Source organism: Brachybacterium sp. AOP24-D1-21 (assembly GCF_052378665.1).
In the GTDB taxonomy this organism is placed as follows: Bacteria; Actinomycetota; Actinomycetes; order Actinomycetales; family Dermabacteraceae; genus Brachybacterium.
Genome location: NZ_JBQSXX010000002.1, coordinates 298654 through 315871, shown reverse-complemented (window position 1 = coordinate 315871; position 17218 = coordinate 298654). Strand labels below are relative to the sequence as shown.

Annotated in this window: 14 protein-coding genes; 8 read left to right on the top strand and 6 right to left on the bottom strand. The window is 71.2% G+C overall.

The features are described from left to right. Positions 1 to 2: 2 nt before the first annotated feature. The 3 genes from ACT3UF_RS16115 to ACT3UF_RS16105 all read right to left on the bottom strand — a co-directional run bounded on the left by ACT3UF_RS16115 (position 3) and on the right by ACT3UF_RS16105 (position 3284). Complete coding sequence (locus ACT3UF_RS16115; RefSeq protein ID WP_441443322.1) at positions 3 to 698, bottom strand: response regulator transcription factor; 696 nt, start codon at positions 696 to 698, stop codon at positions 3 to 5. Between the two features lie 141 nt (positions 699 to 839). Next, a complete protein-coding gene (locus tag ACT3UF_RS16110; RefSeq protein ID WP_442332137.1) occupies positions 840 to 2069 on the bottom strand; it encodes an adenylate/guanylate cyclase domain-containing protein in 1230 nt (409 codons plus the stop codon). Positions 2070 to 2210: 141 nt separating this feature from the next. Continuing rightward, the gene (locus tag ACT3UF_RS16105) at positions 2211 to 3284 is read right to left on the bottom strand and encodes a biotin--[acetyl-CoA-carboxylase] ligase (RefSeq protein ID WP_444598966.1); all 1074 of its coding nucleotides are present in this window, start codon (positions 3282 to 3284) and stop codon (positions 2211 to 2213) included. A gap of 182 nt (positions 3285 to 3466) precedes the next feature. On the opposite strand from ACT3UF_RS16105, the gene ACT3UF_RS16100 reads away from it, so the two are divergent. Genes ACT3UF_RS16100 through ACT3UF_RS16080 form a run of 5 tightly spaced genes read left to right on the top strand, consistent with a single transcriptional unit; the run spans position 3467 to position 9660 of the window. Then, positions 3467 to 5056, top strand: coding sequence for an acyl-CoA carboxylase subunit beta (locus ACT3UF_RS16100; RefSeq protein WP_441443325.1), 1590 nt, complete (start codon positions 3467 to 3469; stop codon positions 5054 to 5056). Beyond that, a complete protein-coding gene (locus ACT3UF_RS16095) occupies positions 5053 to 5361 on the top strand; it encodes a hypothetical protein (RefSeq protein WP_442332139.1) in 309 nt (102 codons plus the stop codon). Before ACT3UF_RS16100 ends, ACT3UF_RS16095 begins: the two co-directional genes overlap by 4 nt. A gap of 40 nt (positions 5362 to 5401) precedes the next feature. Continuing rightward, complete coding sequence (locus ACT3UF_RS16090) at positions 5402 to 7081, top strand: DUF885 domain-containing protein (protein ID WP_444608431.1); 1680 nt, start codon at positions 5402 to 5404, stop codon at positions 7079 to 7081. Further along, on the top strand, positions 7078 to 7824 hold the full coding sequence (locus ACT3UF_RS16085; RefSeq protein ID WP_444502285.1) for a Maf family protein: 747 nt from the start codon (positions 7078 to 7080) through the stop codon (positions 7822 to 7824). The genes ACT3UF_RS16090 and ACT3UF_RS16085 overlap by 4 nt, the downstream gene beginning before the upstream one ends. A gap of 54 nt (positions 7825 to 7878) precedes the next feature. Continuing rightward, entirely contained in the window at positions 7879 to 9660 is a 1782-nt protein-coding gene (locus ACT3UF_RS16080; protein ID WP_441443329.1) for an acetyl/propionyl/methylcrotonyl-CoA carboxylase subunit alpha, read from the top strand. A gap of 119 nt (positions 9661 to 9779) precedes the next feature. On the opposite strand, the gene ACT3UF_RS16075 is transcribed toward ACT3UF_RS16080, so the two are convergent. After that, positions 9780 to 11246: an NAD(P)H-quinone dehydrogenase gene (locus tag ACT3UF_RS16075; protein ID WP_441443330.1), complete on the bottom strand. Its 1467-nt coding sequence runs from the start codon at positions 11244 to 11246 to the stop codon at positions 9780 to 9782. 152 nt (positions 11247 to 11398) lie between these two features. Between ACT3UF_RS16075 and ACT3UF_RS16070 the strand changes: the two genes are divergently transcribed. Together ACT3UF_RS16070 and ACT3UF_RS16065 are read left to right on the top strand one after the other, a co-directional pair. Further along, on the top strand, positions 11399 to 12262 hold the full coding sequence (locus tag ACT3UF_RS16070) for a purine-nucleoside phosphorylase (RefSeq protein WP_441443331.1): 864 nt from the start codon (positions 11399 to 11401) through the stop codon (positions 12260 to 12262). Continuing rightward, the gene (locus tag ACT3UF_RS16065) at positions 12259 to 13974 is read left to right on the top strand and encodes a phospho-sugar mutase (protein WP_441443332.1); all 1716 of its coding nucleotides are present in this window, start codon (positions 12259 to 12261) and stop codon (positions 13972 to 13974) included. Before ACT3UF_RS16070 ends, ACT3UF_RS16065 begins: the two co-directional genes overlap by 4 nt. A gap of 139 nt (positions 13975 to 14113) precedes the next feature. Here ACT3UF_RS16065 and ACT3UF_RS16060 read toward each other — a convergent pair whose 3' ends face one another. Both ACT3UF_RS16060 and deoC read right to left on the bottom strand, forming a co-directional pair. Beyond that, a complete protein-coding gene (locus tag ACT3UF_RS16060) occupies positions 14114 to 15280 on the bottom strand; it encodes a DUF2330 domain-containing protein (RefSeq protein WP_441443333.1) in 1167 nt (388 codons plus the stop codon). A 3-nt stretch (positions 15281 to 15283) separates the two neighbouring features. Next, the gene (deoC, locus tag ACT3UF_RS16055) at positions 15284 to 15949 is read right to left on the bottom strand and encodes a deoxyribose-phosphate aldolase (protein WP_441443334.1); all 666 of its coding nucleotides are present in this window, start codon (positions 15947 to 15949) and stop codon (positions 15284 to 15286) included. 194 nt (positions 15950 to 16143) lie between these two features. Between deoC and ACT3UF_RS16050 the strand changes: the two genes are divergently transcribed. Then, positions 16144 to 17205: an NUDIX domain-containing protein gene (locus ACT3UF_RS16050; protein ID WP_444608430.1), complete on the top strand. Its 1062-nt coding sequence runs from the start codon at positions 16144 to 16146 to the stop codon at positions 17203 to 17205. Positions 17206 to 17218 lie beyond the last annotated feature (13 nt).

Sequence of the window (17218 nt, the reverse complement as noted above, 5' to 3'; positions counted from 1 at the left end):
GGTCAGCTCTCCGCGCCGGTCTCGAAGCGGAAGCCCACTCCCCTCACCGTGGTGATCCGGCGGGGATCGGTGGCGTCGTCGCCGAGCTTGCGACGCAGCCAGGAGACGTGCATGTCCAGAGTCTTGGTGGAGCCCCACCATTCGGCGCCCCACACCTCGCGCATCAGATCGTCGCGGGTGACGACGCTGCCGGACTCCCGCACCAGCACGGTCAGCAGGTCGTACTCCTTGGCGGAGAGGCTCAGCTCCTCGCCGTCGGCGTAGGCGCGGCGGGCGGAGACATCGAGCATCACCCCGTTGACATCGAAGCTGTCACCGGAGTCCTCCATCGCCTGGGAGCGCCGCATGAGGGCCCGGATACGGGCCTGGAGCTCGCCGAGGCGGAAGGGTTTGGTGACGTAGTCGTCGGCGCCGGCGTCGAGGCCCACCACCGCGTCGACCTCGTCGGCGCGGGCGGTGAGGATCAGGATCGGAGACTCGAGCCCGCCCTTCCGCAGTCGACGGGCGACCTCGAGACCGTCGAGGTCCGGCAGCCCGAGATCGAGGATGACCAGGTCGATCGGCTCGGGTCCCGCCGCGATCGCGAGCGCGTCCATCCCCCGTGATGCGCGGGTCACGGTGTAGCCCTCCCGGTCCAGTGCGCGGGAGAGTGGTTCGGCGATGGCCGAGTCGTCCTCGACGAGTAGCAGTCGTGTCACGCGTTCCATCCTACGACGATGCCGGCAGGGGCCGCCCGACCCGGGGTGCGGGCCGGGCGCCTGGCCATCATCCCAGCTCCCCTCACAGCGCTGTCGCGAGCACGGCGGGCCCGGGTTCCCGCGCCGACCAGGGGCGGCGGCTCACAGGCCCATGTCCAAGGGCGTCGAGCGGTCGCGTCGCATCTCCTGGACGTGCACGTTGCCGATCCCGTGGAGCTCGACCTCTTCACCGTCGGAGAGCGCGAACCCGCCGGGCAGTGCCTGGCTCACCGCCGCGGCGGTGTCCGCATCGACCAGCACGGATCCCGGCCGCGCCACGGACTCCATGCGTGCGGCGAGGTTGACGGTGGGGCCGAACACGTCCCCGTATCGGGAGAACATCGATCCCCAGGCCAGTCCCACCCGCACCGGCGGAAGGTCGGGCGAGGCGGTGATGGTCTCGGCGAGGCTGACTGCGATCTGGGCGCCGTCCTCGGGCGTGTCGGCGAGGAACATGATCTCGTCGCCCACCGTCTTGACCACCCTGCCACCGCCTACAGAGATGAGGTCCCGGCTCACCGACTCGAAGCGGCCGACCATGTCGGCCAGCTCGGCACCGGGCAGATCCTGGGCGAGGCGGGTGAACTGGACCAGGTCCGCGAAGCCGATGGCTCGGTGGAGCGGGAACAGCTCATCGGTGTCGCGGTGCAGGACCTCGCTGCCGGCACGGGCCGCATAGGCGGCGAGCTGCCGCCGGAAGGTGAACATCACCTGAGATTCGAAGACTTCCAGCAGCTCCGGGATCGAGTCGAGCATCTGCTGACGGGCCTGGGCGTCGTCGAGGCCGTCGGCATACTTCGCCTCGTCCACGAGGGCCTCGGTGATCCACATCGCCAGTCGGCCCATGTGGAAGCCCAGTCCGCGGGAGATGCTCGCGAAGGCTCTCTCCGTGATCACCCCCTCCTCGACGATCGCGGCGAGATCACCGATCGCGTAGGCGTCCTCCTCGGTGAAGACGACGGTGTCCTCGTCCACCGGGGTGAAGCCCAGCGAGCGCCAGTACACGGAGGTGAGGCGTTCGGGGATGTCCTGCTGATCGGCGAGATCCCGGCGCGAGTACTTGCGCGGGCCCTGCAGCAGCACCTTCTCGAGGGCGCCGACGCTGCGGCGCACAGCGGCGAAGCGCTTGTTGAGGTCGAGGATCTCCCGATCATCCAGCGAGGCCTGTCCCGAGCCGGACTCCGAGAGGTCCGGCAGCTCCGCAGTCTCCACCGGGACGCTCTCCACGGGGATGTCCTCCAGAGGGATCTTCTCGACCGGCATGTTCTCGACAGGCATGTTCTCCACGGGGGCGCTCTCCACAGGCTGGTTCTCCACGGGCTGGTTCTCCACCGGGATGGCTCCTTGCGGCACCGACGAAGGCTCACGGGGAGCGGCGCTCCGCTCCTGTCCCGCGATGCGCTTCAGGTCTTCCATCCCTCCGGTCACGTGACGTGCTCCTCCTGCTCGATGTCCTTCAAGTTCTGACTGTGGTCACGGGGACTGCCCGGGCCTCAGATGCCTCACATCACCGACATCCACGGCCACCTGCCCGACGCCTTTGCGATCGACGACCAGCCTGCCGGAGCCGTCCACCTTCGTGGCGAGGCCGTGCCAGGAGCTCGATCGATCTCCCCCTGTGTCAAGATCCCCCAACGGATCGATGCGCACATGACGCCCCAATGTGAGGCACGTCATAGTGTAGCGGTCGTGGGTCCCTGAGCGGACGCCGTCTCCCCCTGTGGACTCGAGGCGAGCGAGCTCCTGAGCGAGCGCCGTCACCAGCGATCTCTCGAGCCGCTCCCGCAGCTCCTCATCATGCAGGCCATCCGGCAGGTCTTCCGGCAGGTCTTCCGGCAGGACAGTGCTGCCTGACACCCTCGTCGGGCGCAGACCGCCCGCTCCCCGCAGCCAGGCCGCGCCGGGCACGACGGTGCCGTCCTGCTGACGCACCGGCCCGCGCAGGTTCAGACCGATGCCGACCAGCACCGATTGCGCCCCGCGCCCTTCGACCAGGATCCCCCCGAGCTTCCGACCATCCGCCGTGTGCAGGTCATTGGGCCACTTGAGGCCGATCTCCTCAGTCGCCCGCAGGCCGAGCACCTCGCTGAGGGCGGAGACCGCGGCCAGCCCGGCTGCCAGTGGGAACCACCCGCGGGCGGCGGGTGCCAGGTCGCTGCGGTGGGCGTAGGTGAGGGACAGGCTGGACCCCTCGGGGCTCGCGAAGGCTCGGCCGAGACGCCCCCGGCCGGCCGTCTGCCGGCGGGCGGTGAGCGCGAAGGGCGGCGCCAGCCCCTCGGTCAGGCGGCGCGCCGCCTCGTCCTGGGTCGAGGTGACCGTGCCCTCCCGCAGGATGGCGGGCTGCGCCTCTGCGGGCGGCCGCGCGGCTGCGGGCGGCTGCGCGACTGCGGGCGTTTGCGCAGCGGGCGTTTGCGTAGCTGCGGCGGGCTCCGCGCCTGCAGGGGGCTGCGCGGCTGCGGGGGGCTGCGCGGCTGCCGGGGTCTGCGCTGCCGCCGGGTCTCGCGACCCGGAGCTGCCGGGCCCCGCTGCGCCGGCTGTGCTCGTCATACCGCTCCTCGTCGTGCCGCTCATCCTGCCCCCTGGTGTGCACCTCGCTGATCTCCGAGCCGCCGCGCACGCAGGTGCCGTCTGCAGGCGTGAGCGACCGCCGTCGGACCTCCGTAGCGTAGTATCCCGATGTCCATCCGCCGGATCACTACGCGGCCTTGCAGGCCGCAGCAGGAGGCTCCGTGACCGACGCTCCGCGGCCGCTCACCACCGCCCAGCGACTCGAGGACCTGCGCGAGCGTGACGCCGCTGCGGTCTCCGCCGCCGATGAGCTCGCGGTCCAGAAGCAGCATGCCCGGGGCAAGAAGACCGCCCGGGAACGGATCTCAGACCTGCTGGATGACGGCTCCTTCGTGGAGACTGACCGCTTCGTGCGCCATCAGGCCCGCAGCTTCGGGATCGATGCCAAGCGACCTGCCGGGGACGGCATCGTCACGGGCTACGGCACGATCGATGGCCGCCAGGTGTGCGTGTACTCACAGGACTTCACCGTCTTCGGTGGCTCCCTCGGCGAGGCCCATGGTCGCAAGATCCAGAAGATCCAGGACCTCGCGCTGAGCACCGGCGTGCCGATCATCGGCATCCTCGACGGCGGCGGCGCCCGCATCCAGGAGGGTGTGGCCTCGCTCGCGATGTTCGCCGGGATCTTCAAGCGCAACACCCGCGCCTCCGGAGTGATCCCTCAGATCTCGCTGATCATGGGCCCGGCCGCCGGCGGCGCCGTGTACTCCCCGGCGCTGACGGACATCATCGTGATGGTCGAGAAGACCTCCCACATGTTCATCACCGGCCCCGACGTGATCCGCACGGTCACCGGGGAGGACGTCGGCTTCGAGGAGCTCGGCGGCGCGCGCACCCACTCCTCCCGCTCGGGAGTCGCCCACTACATGGCGCCCGACGAGGCCGAGGCCATCGAGTACGTCAAGGACCTGCTCAGCTACCTCCCGGCCAACACACTGAGCCCCGCTCCCTCCTTCCCGGTGCGCTTCGAGCAGGACCACACCCCGGCGGACACCGCCCTGGACGCCCTGGTGCCGGATTCGCCGAACCAGCCGTACGACATGCTCACGGTGCTGCGGGCAGTGCTCGACGACGAGGAGTTCCTCGAGGTCCAGCCGCTGTTCGCTCGCAACATCCTGGTGGGCTTCGGCCGCGTCGAGGGACACAGCGTGGGCATCATCGCCAACCAGCCCTCGCACCTGGCAGGCACCCTGGACATCGACGCCTCCGAGAAGGCGGCGCGCTTCGTGCGGCTGTGCGATGCGAACAACATCCCGGTGCTGACCTTCGTGGACGTGCCCGGGTTCCTCCCCGGCACCGATCAGGAGTACGGCGGGATCATCCGCCGCGGCGCGAAGCTGCTGTACGCCTATGCCGAGGCGACGGTCCCGCTGATCACCGTGATCACCCGCAAGGCCTACGGCGGCGCGTACATCGTGATGGGTTCGAAGGAGCTCGGCGCGGACATCAACCTCGCCTGGCCCACCGCACAGATCGCTGTGATGGGCTCCCAGGGCGCGGTGAACATCCTCCACCGGGGCGATCTGCGCCAGGTGGCCGAGCAGGGCGGGGACGTCGAGTCCGAGCGTAAGCGCTTCGAGGCCGAGTACGACGAGCAGTTCGCCAACCCGTACACCGCCGCCGAGCGCGGCTGGATCGACGGCGTGATCCGTCCCGCCGACACCCGGCTGGAGGTGGCCCGGGCGCTGCGCGCGCTGCGCACCAAGCGGGACACCCTGCCCACCAAGAAGCACGGGAACATCCCGCTGTGACAGCCCCGCAGACCACGACGGACCCTGCCGGCAACCAGCAGGGAGGCCCCACCGGCACCAGCCCGGTGCGTCCCTCGGATGTCCGACTCGTGCAGGGATACCTACGCGACGACGAGCTCGCCGCGATCGCGGTGGTGATCTCCGCAATGAGCGTCACCAGCCGCCTGGAGGCTGAGGAGCGCACCCTCGCCGAAGGCCAGGGCGCGGGCGCCGGCGCGTGGGCCGACCCCGTGCACGGCCATCCCCGTGCCCACGGTCTGAGGGGTCTGCCCTCCCCCGCAGCCTGGCAGTTCTCGGATCGCTGAACCGGCTGAACCGGTCGCGCTCCGCACTAGACTGCGGCGCATGCCTGAGCCTGCTTCCGCCGCCCCCGTGCGCACTGCCTCCGCCCTGGACCGACTGGCCGACGAGTACGTCGAGCTGAGCGCCCGTCTGGACCCTTTCCTCGCCACCTCGCTCGGCATCTCCGGGTACGACACCGAGGTCACCGACTACTCCCCGGCCGCTGTCGATGAGCGCACGGAGGCCGCGCGGACCCTGTTATCGCGAGTCGCGGAGATCCCCGACCAGGACGCGGTGGACACCGTCACCCGCGCCGCACTCAACGAGCGGCTGGGCCTCGAGATCGAGCGCGCCGAGCAGCGGCTGGACATCTCGGCCGTCAACAACCTCGCCTCCCCGCTGCAGTCCCGCGATGTGCTCGATCAGATGCCCACCGAGACTGCCGCCGACTGGCATGACATCGCCCAGCGCATGCAGGCGATGCCGCACACGCTGAGCACCTGGGTCCAGTCGCTGCAGGAGGCCGCGAGCCACGGCGTCGTCTCCTCCCGCCGCCAGCTCCTGCTCGGAGCGGAGCAGGCGCGCGGCTACGCCGCCGAGGACGGCTTCTTCGCCGGCTTCGCCCGGGATGCCGTGGGCGACGACACCCAGCGCGCACGGGTCGCGGAGGCGGCGGGCACCGCCGCCCGCGGCTATCTCGACCTCGCGGACCAGCTGGAGGCGCTCGCCCCGCGCGCCCCCGAGCGCGACGCCGTCGGGCGAGACGCCTACGCCCTGGCCTCCCGTACCTTCCTGGGGACCGACATCGACATCGACGAGACCTACGCCTGGGGCATCGAGGAGCTGCGCTCCGTGGTCGCCGAACAGGAGGAGGTCGCCGAGCGCATCAACGCCCGTGCCGGCACCGGCGGAGGTCGCTCAGTGGCCGCGGCCAAAGCCGCTCTGAACGCCGACCCGAGCCGGATCCTCCACGGCACCGAGGAGCTGCGCAGCTGGATGCAGGACCTCAGCGACCGCGCGATCGAGGACCTCGCCGGTACCCACTTCGACATCCCTGAGCCCCTGCGCCGGCTCGAATGCAGAATCGCCCGCACCGGCTCCGGCGGCATCTACTACACCGGCCCCAGCGAGGACCTCACCCGCCCCGGCCGAATGTGGTGGGACGTCCCGACCGGAACCACCGAGTTCCACACCTGGCTGGAGACCACGACCGTCTACCACGAGGGGGTCCCAGGGCATCACCTGCAGGTCGGCACACAGACCCTCCAGGCGAGCACGCTGAACCGGTGGCGCGCCCTGATGTGCTGGGTCTCCGGCCACGGCGAGGGCTGGGCCCTCTATGCGGAGCGGCTGATGGACCAGCTCGGACATCTCTCCGACGACGGCGACCGACTGGGGATGCTCGATGCGCAGCGTCTGCGCGCAGGCCGGGTGGTGCTGGACATCGGCCTGCACTGCGGGCTGTCGATGCCGGACGGGCTCGCCGGCTCCGCGGGAGGTGCCTGGAGCTTCGAGAAGGCCTGGGACTTCATGAGCGCCCACTGGGGCGTGACCGAGGCCGAGCAGCGCTTCGAGCTCAACCGCTACCTGGGATGGCCCGGTCAGGCCCCCTCCTACAAGATCGGGCAACGGGTCTGGGAGCAGCTGCGGGCCGCGACGAGCGAGCCCGCCCGAGATTTCCACCGACGTGCCCTGCAGCTGGGCAGCCTGCCCCTGTCCGTCCTCGAGGAGGCCCTGCGATGACCCACTCCGATCCCCAGCCCGAGAACGACGTGCTCTCGCCGTCCGATCACGATCCGCTGCTGCTGCTCGCCTCCGCCTCGGCGGGACGGCGCGCCACCCTCCGCGCCGCCCGCATCGAGCACACTGCGATGCCGGTCGACCTCGATGAGGAGGCGATCCTCGCCGGCGTTCGCGAACGGGCTGCCGCATCCGGCGATCCGGAGGATCAGCTCACCGCGGAGGAGGAGGTGCTGCTGCTGGCTCGGGAGAAGGCCCTCGCGGCAACCGCCCGCAGCGAGGGCGGCTATGTGGTGCTGGGCTGCGACTCGATGCTCGAGCTGGACGGCGAGGTGATCGGCAAGCCGTTGACCGCGGAGCGCGCGCGGGAGCGCTGGCAGGCCATGCGCGGGCGCTCCGCGGTGCTCCACTCCGGGCATTGGATGGTCGACGACCGCGACGAGGAGGACGGCGGCACCGGCGCGACCTTCGGCGCGACGGCGAGCTGCCAGATCAGCTTCGCCGCGCTCAGCGACGAGGAGATCGACGCCTACATCGCCACCGGTGAGCCGCTCGGGGTGGCCGGCGGCTTCACCCTCGACGGTGTGGGAGGCCCCTTCATCGAGCGCGTCGACGGCGACCCGCACGCCGTCGTCGGCCTCTCCCTGCCGCTGCTGCGCAGGATGCTGGACGAGATCGGCCTGGGCGTGCACCAGCTGTGGGGCGAGATCCCCGTCGGCGGCCCTGCGGGCCCTGGCGCCGTCTGAACGCCCGCGGTACTAGACTCGGCCACTGCTGACTCCCGGAAGGAACCCTCCCCAATGCCCGCACGCTCCTCCAAGCCCCGCCCCCTGTCCACGGTGCTCATCGCCAACCGTGGAGAGATCGCGGTGCGGGTCGCACGGGCCTGCCGGGACGCCGGGCTCCGCTCCGTCGCCGTCTATGCCGATCCCGACCGTGACGCTCTGCACACGCAGATCGCTGACGAGGCCTACGCGCTGGGCGGCAGCACCGCCGCCAGCTCCTACCTGGTCGTCGACAAGATCCTGGACATCGCGAAGCGCTCCGGCGCCGACGCGGTCCATCCCGGCTACGGCTTCCTCTCCGAGCGCGCCGATTTCGCGCAGGCGGTGATCGACGCCGGGCTGACCTGGATCGGCCCGCCCCCCTCCGCCATCGAGAAGCTCGGCGACAAGGTCTCCGCCCGGCACATCGCGCAGAAGGCCGGGGCTCCGCTGGTCGCCGGTACCAAGGACCCGGTGCAGAACTCCGACGAAGTCGTCGACTTCGCCCGCGAGCACGGCCTGCCGATCGCGATCAAAGCAGCATTCGGCGGCGGCGGGCGCGGGCTGAAGGTGGCGCGCGAGGAGTCCGAGGTGCGCGAGCTGTTCGACTCGGCAGTGCGTGAGGCCGTCTCCGCCTTCGGCCGCGGGGAGTGCTTCGTCGAGCGCTTCCTGGACTCCCCCCGCCACGTCGAGACCCAGTGCCTGGCGGACATGCACGGCAACGTCCAGGTGGTCTCCACCCGTGACTGCTCGCTGCAGCGCCGCCACCAGAAGCTGGTCGAGGAAGCACCTGCGCCGTTCCTCAGCGACCAGCAGAATGCCCAGCTGATCTCCTCCTCGAAGGCGATCATGCGGGAGGCGGGCTATGTCGGTGCCGGCACCTGCGAGTTCCTGGTCGGCAAGGACGGCACCATCTCCTTCCTCGAGGTCAACACCCGGCTCCAGGTCGAGCATCCGGTGACCGAGGAGATCGCAGGCGTGGATCTGGTGCGCGAGCAGCTGCGCATCGCCGCGGGCGAGCGCATCAGCGACCAGGATCCTGTGGTGCGCGGGCACTCCTTCGAGTTCCGGATCAACGGCGAGGACCCGGGCCGCGGCTTCATGCCGGCTCCCGGCAGGATCCAGCGCTTCGACGCGCCCTCGGGCCCGGGCGTCCGGGTCGAGACGGGGGTCCGTACCGGGGACGAGGTCTCCGGTGCCTTCGACTCGATGCTGGCCAAGCTCATCGTCACCGGAGCCACCCGCCAGGAGGCGCTCGAGCGCTCCCGCCGCGCGCTCGCGGAGTTCACGATCGAAGGGATTCCGACGGTCCTCCCCTTCCACCGCAAGGTGGTCGAGGACCCGGCCTTCGCTCCCGAGGATCCCGAGCAGGCCTTCACCGTGCACACCACCTGGATCGAGTCCGCCTTCGACAACGATCTGCCGGCCGCACCGCTGCCCACTCAGCCTGAGGAGGCGGAGGATCGCGAGGCCGTGGTGGTCGAGGTCGACGGGCGCCGGGTCGAAATCAGCCTTCCCGCTTCGCTGCGTGCACCGCAGGCAGCGGTGCGCCAGCGTCGCAAGCGTCAGCACCGGGCTTCCGGTGACGGCACCGCTGCCAGCGGCAACAGCGTCTCCGCGCCGATGCAGGGGACGATCGTGAAGGTCGTCGCCGAGGAGGGGCAGACGGTCTCCGACGGCGATCTGCTCGTGGTGCTCGAGGCCATGAAGATGGAGCAGCCCATCTCCGCGCACCGCTCCGGCGTCGTCAAGGGTCTGAATGCGGAGATCGGCGCGACCGTCTCAGCCGGCGCCGTGCTCTGCCAGATCGACGACTGACACCCCCACCCCGCGCAGTCCACCGCTGCCCGCGAGTCATGAGCGCCCTGCTTCCGTCGGTGGAAGCAGGGCGCTCGTGACTCTGGGGCAGCTCAGCCTCCGGCTGACTCGGGGACAGATCAGCCCTCGGCGTCGAGCAACCGCTGCCGGGCCACCTCGGCCAGGGAGCCGGTGAGCGAGGGATAGACGGTGAACGTGCCGGCGACCTGTTCGGCGGTGAGCCGGTGGGCGACGGCGAGGGTGTAGGGCAGGATCAGCTCGCTGGCCCGCGGCGCGACGACGACCGCGCCGACCACGGTGTGGGAGCCGGGACGCACGATCAGCTTCACGAACCCCTCCGTGATCCCCTGCATCTTCGCCCGTGGGTTGGTGTCCAGACCCAGCACCAGCACTTCCCCGGCCGTCTCTCCGCTGAGCACCTCCTGCTCGCTGACCCCGACCACCGCGATCTCGGGGCTCGTGAAGATGGCCGAGGAGACCTGGGCCGCGATCAGCGGGGAGACCGCGTCTCCCAGGGCGTGATGCATCGCGATCCGGCCCTGCATCGCGGCGACGGAGGCGAGCGGGTACACGCCGGTGCAGTCCCCGGCGGCGTAGATCCCCCGCACCGAGGTGCGGGAGACGCGGTCGGTCTCGATGTGGCCGGAGTCCTTCACCCGCACCCCAGCCGTCCACAGTCCCAGGTCTGCGGTCCAGGGGATCCCTCCGAGGGCCATCAGCACATGGCTGCCAGAGATCTCCTCGCCGGAGGTGAGGGTGACGAGGACCCCGTCATCCGTGCGCCGCGCGGTGGCGGCTCGCGAGCGGGAACGAACGGTGACGCCGCGACGTGCGAAGGCTCCCTCCAGCACGTCGGCGGCGTCCGCGTCGCTGCCGGGCAGCACCTTCTCTCGGGAGGAGACCAGGGTGACCTTGGTGCCCAGCGCCCGATAGGCGCTGGCGAACTCGGCGCCGGTGACCCCTGAGCCGACCACGATCAGGTGCTCGGGCAGGCAGTCCAGCTCGTACAGCTGGGTCCAGTTCAGGATCCGTTCGCCGTCGCACGGGGCGCTGTCGAGCTCTCGTGGCCGGGCGCCGACGGCCAGCAGGATCACCTCGGCCTCGTGCTGCGCGATCCGCTTCCCGGCGGGGTCGAGGACCTCGATCCGGTCCGGGCCGTCCAGGCGGCCGCGCCCCTCGACGATCGTCACCCCGGCCTCCTGCAGGCTCGCGCGGATGTCGGCGGACTGGGCCGCGGCGAGATCGCGGACGCGCCGGTTGACGGCCGCGAGGTCGACGTTCAGGGTGTGGGCTGTGGGTGCGGCACCGGTGTCGGCATCGCGGATGCCCAGCTGCTGGGAGCCGGCGACCTGGTCGAGGACGTCGGCGGTAGCGATGAGCGTCTTGGACGGCACCACATCGGTGAGGACGGCGGCACCGCCGATGCCTCGCTCCTCCACCAGGAGGGTCTCGGCCCCGTGCCGGGCGGCGGTGAGGGCGGCCTCGTAGCCACCGGGGCCGCCGCCGATGATCACCACCCGGGGCCGCCCCCCGGTGTGGGGAAGACGTCGAGGGTCGGAAGGCAGGGCTGTGCTGGGGTCGCTCACCCCGCCATTGTGGCAAAGCCGGGGCCGGTCAGGGGCCGGTTCGAGCTCAACCGAGCATGAGAACACCGGAACACGGCAGTGCGCAACCGTGTCTCGCCTCCGGGACCGGCTGCGGTGCCCCGCGACCCGCTTCTCTGCGCTACCTTCTGTCCATGACTGCTTCTGCATCCGATCCGTATCTGCTCGCCCGCGACGCCGCCGCTGCCATCGCCGAGGCCAGCGGGGTCCCCGCCCACGATCTCGCGCTGGTACTGGGGTCCGGCTGGGCCGAGGCCGCCGATCTGCTCGGCGAGACCGTCTGGCAGGGCGACGCCACCACCATTCCCGGATTCCGGCCGCCCGCGGTCGCCGGTCACGTCGGCACGCTGCGTTCGGTGCGCGTCGAGGGCACCGGAGCCCGTGCGCTGGTGCTCGGAGCGCGCACGCACTTCTACGAGGGCGCAGGCGTGGACGCCGTGGTCCACGGCGTCCGCACCGCAGCCGCGACCGGCGCCCGCACCATGGTGCTGACCAACGGCTGCGGCGGCATCGATCCCTCCTGGACTCCCGGCACCCCGGTGCTGATCCGGGACCAGATCAACTTCACCGGGTCCACTCCCCTGGTGGGCGCGAACTTCGTGGATCTCACTGACCTCTACACGCCGGCGCTGCGCGAGATCGCCCGCGAGGTCGACGAGAGCCTCGCTGAGGGCGTGTACATGCAGTTCTCCGGCCCGAGCTACGAGACTCCGGCGGAGGTGCAGATGGCCAAGGCCATCGGCGCGAACCTGGTGGGCATGTCCACCGCGCTCGAGGCGATCGCCGTGCGCGAGGCAGGGATGGATCTGCTCGGGATCTCCCTGGTCACCAACCTCGCCGCCGGGATCAGCGGCGAGGCCCTGAGCCACCAGGAGGTGCTCGAGGCAGGCCGTGACGCCGGCCCGCGCATCTCGCAGCTGCTGGCAGAGACGGTGCGCCGCATCACCGGCGCTGCGGGCGAGACCGGCGCGACGAGCGGGTCCGGCGGCGCGGCATGAGCTTCGACGCCGACCTGCGCCTGCGGGTCAAGGCGTGGATCCAGGACGATCCTGATCCCGCGACACGCGCAGCGCTCTCGAGCCTGCTGGAGCAGGCGGGAGCCGGCAGCGAGATGGCGCAGGACGAGCTCGCCGACGCCTTCGCCGGGGATCTCCAGTTCGGCACCGCCGGGCTGCGAGGGCGGATGGCGCCGGGCCCGAACCGGATGAACCTCGCGGTGGTCTCCCGTGCCGCCCGCGGGCTCGCCGACCACCTGCTGGATGATCTCGAGCTTCCGCAGCCGCTGGTGGTGATCGGCTACGACGCCCGCCACAACTCCGAGAACTTCGCACGCCGTTCCGCCGCGATCATGGTCGCCGCCGGCTGCCGGGTGCAGCTGCTGGAGCGCTTCGGCCCCACCCCGCTGGTGGCCTTCGCGGTGCGGCATCTGGAGGCCGACGCCGGCATCGTGGTCACCGCCTCCCACAATCCCCCGGCGGACAACGGCTACAAGGTCTATCTCGGGGGTCGCGCCGCCGAGCCCGACGGCCGTGGCGTGCAGATCGTGCCGCCGTCGGATGCCCAGATCGCCGCGCGCATCGCGGCCGTCGGCCCCGTGCCCGGGATACCGGTCGCCGAGTCCGGCTGGGAGCTGCTGGGCGAGCAGCTGCGCGAGGACTATCTCGCGGCGATCTGCGCGCTCCCCTCGACCAGCGGGCCCCGCGAGGTGCGGATCGTGCACACGGCGATGCATGGCGTGGGCACGGAGATCGCGCTGGCGGCGCTGCATCGCACCGGGTTCACCGAGGTGCATCCGGTCGCGAAGCAGGCCGATCCCGATCCCGACTTCCCCACCGTCGCCTTCCCGAACCCCGAGGAGCCCGGCGCGATCGATCTCGCACTCGAGCTGGCCCGCACCCTCGAGGCCGATGTGGTGATCGCCAATGATCCCGATGCCGACCGCTGCGCCGCCGCGGTGCTCGATCCGCACCTGGAGGACTGGCGAATGCTCACTGGCGATGAGCTGGGGGTGCTGCTGGGCGACCACCTGGTGCGCCGGCACGGCTACGGCGGCGTGCTGGCGCGCTCGATCGTCTCGAGCCGTTGGCTGGGCAGGGTCGCCGAGGCGGCAGGCCTGGAGGCTGCGGCGACGCTGACCGGGTTCAAGTGGATCACCCGGGCGCCAGGGATCGCCTACGGCTATGAGGAGGCGATCGGCTACTGCGTGCTGCCGGAGGTGGTGCGTGACAAGGACGGGCTCTCGGCGGCGCTGATGGTCGCGGAGATGGCGGCGCTGGCGAAGGCCGAGGGCACCACACTGGTCGGTCGGCTCGACCAACTCGCTGCAGAGCATGGCCTGTATTCGACCGCGCAGCTGTCGATCCGGGTCGAGGACCTATCGCTGATCGGCGCGATGATGGAGCGGCTGCGGGCTGCTCCGCCCGCGGCGCTGCTGGGCTCACCGGTGCTCGAGAACCAGGACCTCTCCCAGGGGTCGCTGGAGTCCACCGGCCTGCCGCCGACGGAGGGCGTGCTGCTGCTCAGCGAGGACGACACCCGGGTGGTGGTGCGACCCTCCGGGACCGAGCCGAAGCTCAAGTGCTATCTCGAGCTGGTCACGAACGTCCCCGACGGGGCCACCGCTGCGGAGATCGGAGAGATCCGACGCCGGGCCGGGGAGCGGCTGGAGCAGCTGAAGGACGAGCTGCGCCTGGTGCTCGGCGCCGTCTGAGCAGACCCGGCAGACTCTCTCGGGCCGCAGCCCGGGCCGCCGCCGCGTTCATGGCGGGGCCCGGGCTCAAGGCTCCGGGACCGCCGCCGCGGGCGGGACCCGGGCTCAGAGCCCCTGGTCCCGCCCTCGGGCACGTGACCTACGGCGTGACCTGGCGGCGATGGCCAGACCTGGCGGCGAGGACGGCGACGAGGACTGCGATAAACAGCGCGACCGCGGTGATCACGCCGGCGTGCACCAGCAGCCACCCGACGGGGATGCCCATCACAGCGACGACCTCCGTGGTGGTGTAGGTGGGGATCACGTCCTCCGCCTCGGGATCGGCGGTGAAGGTGAAGTCGGTGGTGAAGGAGTCCGGTTCTCCGTGCACCTCGAACTCGGTCACCATGCGGTACTCCACCGCCCGCTCGTCGTTCTGGTCCACCTCGCCGAGGTCCTCCCCCACCAGTTCCCGCAGGGTCGCATCGGACCAGGTCCAGCCGTTGCTCGTGGGTGATCCGATCCACGGCAGGTTCACCTCCTGCTGCGATGCGGAGGAGTCGGCACGGCGCATGGCCATCTCCCCGAGCACGAAGAGGTGCACCGTCTGGGAGGTCTCCGCCGCTTGGGAGAAGCGCATCGGGTAGACCAGCTGCTCTGCCTCGAAGTCGAAGCGCAGCGGCTCCACATCGCCGCTGAGCACGGCGTCGGCCGCGTAGCGGACGGCGGTGAAGGTCCATCCGTCCGCAGCATAGGGGTGGATCAGGGCCGAGAGCTCCTCGGACAGGGCGTAGCCGTTGTCCGTGAGCCAGCTGCGCACCCCGTCGGCTTCCCCGCCGAGCACCGCCACCTCGTAGTTGCCGATCCGCTCCTGGGAGTGGACGGTGGGCTGCACCCCTTGGGTCATGCCTTCGCCTGGCGCACCCCCGCCCGCTCCCGCACCGAACGGGTTCCCGCCCCAGAAGTCGTACTCGATCACCTCACGGGGCGCGGTCGCGACCGCCATCTCCCGCAGGGTCCCGGACTGGGCGGCGCTGACCTCGGGCACCGACGGAGTGGGCATCAACAATGTCGAGCCGACGCGTTCGGCGTCGAGCGCGAGGCCCATCACGATCGTCTCCACGCCATCACGCAAGGAGAGCACCGCGGTCTCCTTCATGACGTTGGCGCCGTCGGGCCGGTCCGCCGGGTCGACGAAGCCGCCGCAGGCGCAGGCCGCGGCCGGGGACGCAGCCCCGAGGACCAGCTGCGCCAGGAGCAGGGCGCCCGCGAGCAGACCGCAGAACCAGCGGCGCGAGTTCCGGCCGGTCGCGAGCGCCGCGCTCATCCCTCAGTACCCCGATCCGGCGCCGCCCTCGAGGATCGCCCTCGAGGAGGACAGCCCCAGCCGGCTGGCGCCGGCGGCGACCATCGTCTCAGCGGCCTCACGGGTGCGGATCCCGCCGGAGGCCTTGACCCCCAGCCTCTCGCCGACGGTGCTGCGCATGAGCTGCACGGCGTGCTCGGTCGCGCCCCCGGCGGGATGGAAGCCGGTGGAGGTCTTCACGAAGTCGGCACCGGCGCTCTCGGCGGCCCCGCAGACGGCGACGATCTGCTCATCGGTGAGCGCGGCGGACTCGATGATCACCTTGAGCACCACCGGAGCCGGGGCGGCTTCGCGCACGGCACGGATCTCCTGCTCGACGGCAGCGAACTCGCCCGCCCGGGCGAGCCCGACGTTGATCACCATGTCGACCTCGTCGGCGCCCTTCGCCGCGGAGTCGGCGGCCTCAGCGGCCTTGACGGAAGGGGCGTGCTGCCCCGACGGGAAGCCGCACACGGTGGCGACCTTGACGGTGGTCTCGAGCGGGAGCATCGAGGGTGAGACGCAGATGGAGTAGGTGCCCAGCTCCTCCGCCTCGCGCAGCAGCGCGGCGACATCCTCCGTCGTGGCCTCGGGCTTGAGCAGAGTGTGGTCGATGAGACCGGCGAGGGTCTGGTTGTCGATGTTGGTCATGCGTTGATCTTGGCAGACCACCCCTGCCCGCCGCATCCGGGACGGCGACGATCCGGTCACGATGGGCCCCCGCCCGTTCTCCGCCGCCCTGGTCGGTCCCGGCTTCGCAAGGCGTCCCGACGCACCGGGATCTGGTCACGATGGGGCTCCGCCCGTGAGGTGCGCACGCGGCCCGGCCTCTAGACTGGCGCGCTGTGACTGCTCCTGGATCTCGTCCCCGCCCGCCCCGGCGCATCGTCCTGCTCGCCGGCCCCTCGGGCAGTGGGAAGGGCGAGCTCTCGCGCCGCTCCGGACTGCCGGTGCTCGCACTGGACGAGTTCTACCACGACCTCGACGAGCCTGGTCTGCCGCGCCGCTACGGCATCGTGGACTGGGACGATCCGGCGTCGTGGAACGGCGGGGCCGCGCTCGAGGCGCTCACCGCCCTCGCCCACGACGGCAGCACCGAGGTGCCCGTCTACTCGATCGCCGCGTCGCGTCGCCTGGACACCCGCCGGCTCGATGCCGGGGACGCCCCGCTGATCATCGCGGAGGGCATCTTCGCCGCGGAGCTCATCGGGCCGCTGTCCGCGGCGGGGCTGCTGGCCGACGCGCTGGTGCTCGAGCGTCCCACCCCGGTGGTGTTCGCGCTGCGCCTGGCACGGGATCTGAAGGAGCGGCGCAAGCCGCCGCACACACTGCTGCGGCGCGGCTGGTCGCTGGCTCGCGAGCAGAGCACCGACATCGCGCGCTGGAGAGCGGCGGGGATGCGCCCCGAGGGGCTCCACCGCGGCACCTGCTGGCTCCATCACCTCACCGCCTGCGCGGAGGCGGAGCAGCATCAGCATCCGAGCACCCCGCGCCACGATCTGCTGAGGATCACCGCGGTCTGCTTCCTGCGCGAGGGGGCGGAGGGCCCACAGGTGCTGGCGGTGCGCAAACGAGGCACCGGCTCGTACATGCAGGTCGGCGGCAAGCTCGAGGTCGGAGAGTCCGCACTCGAGGCGGCGGTGAGGGAGGTCGATGAGGAGCTGGGCGTGCAGCTCGCGACCACCGATCTGGCGCTGCTGGGCGATTTCGAGGCGGTCGCGGCCAATGAGCCGAACACGATGGTGCACGCCACCGTCTGGACCACCCGCGTGCCCCTCCCGGGGCCGCTCGCGGTGCGCGCCGAACTCGCCGACCACCGGTGGGTGGATGTCGAGGAGCCGGGGAGCGGGGCGCGCCTGGCCCCGCTGATGGTCCAGCACATCCTGCCCGCCCTGCGCGCTCTCTGACGCGCGCTTCGCG

What these genes read in the sequence shown, in the direction of transcription:
- ACT3UF_RS16080 (WP_441443329.1), top strand. Translation starts at nt 7,879, where the DNA reads ATGCCCGCACGCTCCTCCAAGCCCCGCCCCCTGTCCACGGTGCTCATC.
- deoC (WP_441443334.1), bottom strand. Translation starts at nt 15,949, where the DNA reads ATGACCAACATCGACAACCAGACCCTCGCCGGTCTCATCGACCACACT.
- ACT3UF_RS16070 (WP_441443331.1), top strand. Translation starts at nt 11,399, where the DNA reads ATGACTGCTTCTGCATCCGATCCGTATCTGCTCGCCCGCGACGCCGCC.
- ACT3UF_RS16065 (WP_441443332.1), top strand. Translation starts at nt 12,259, where the DNA reads ATGAGCTTCGACGCCGACCTGCGCCTGCGGGTCAAGGCGTGGATCCAG.
- ACT3UF_RS16105 (WP_444598966.1), bottom strand. Translation starts at nt 3,284, where the DNA reads ATGACGAGCACAGCCGGCGCAGCGGGGCCCGGCAGCTCCGGGTCGCGA.
- ACT3UF_RS16085 (WP_444502285.1), top strand. Translation starts at nt 7,078, where the DNA reads ATGACCCACTCCGATCCCCAGCCCGAGAACGACGTGCTCTCGCCGTCC.
- ACT3UF_RS16090 (WP_444608431.1), top strand. Translation starts at nt 5,402, where the DNA reads ATGCCTGAGCCTGCTTCCGCCGCCCCCGTGCGCACTGCCTCCGCCCTG.
- ACT3UF_RS16060 (WP_441443333.1), bottom strand. Translation starts at nt 15,280, where the DNA reads ATGAGCGCGGCGCTCGCGACCGGCCGGAACTCGCGCCGCTGGTTCTGC.